Annotated in this window: 1 protein-coding gene; it reads right to left on the reverse strand. The window is 45.9% G+C overall.

The features are described from left to right. The coding region (locus tag LI162_RS15430; RefSeq protein ID WP_227156895.1) for a hypothetical protein at nucleotides 1-259 on the reverse strand (259 nt) is incomplete at both ends.

Here is a 259-nt window from a genome sequence, read left to right on the forward strand (position 1 = left end):
GAAAAATTGTCAGCCTCAACAACGGTTGACGTGCCTGCATTTTTTTCGCAATCCCAATAAATTTTTGATCTTCGCCGCCTACCAATAAATCGGTAGGAATCGGCTGCAATTCTGCTAGACGTTCCCAGTAACTCTCTTGCGCTCCTGTGCCCATATACCACAAACTACTAGCCAATCCAAAGGCCGATTGGCTCAAACGTTCCTGACGAATGGCCATTTGCTGTGCCACAGACAAAGCTTTTTGCGTTTGAAATAACGG

The sequence above is a fragment of the Mediterraneibacter sp. 210702-DFI.3.120 genome, assembly GCF_020561005.1.
GTDB lineage: Bacteria > Bacillota > Clostridia > Lachnospirales > Lachnospiraceae > Mediterraneibacter > Mediterraneibacter faecis.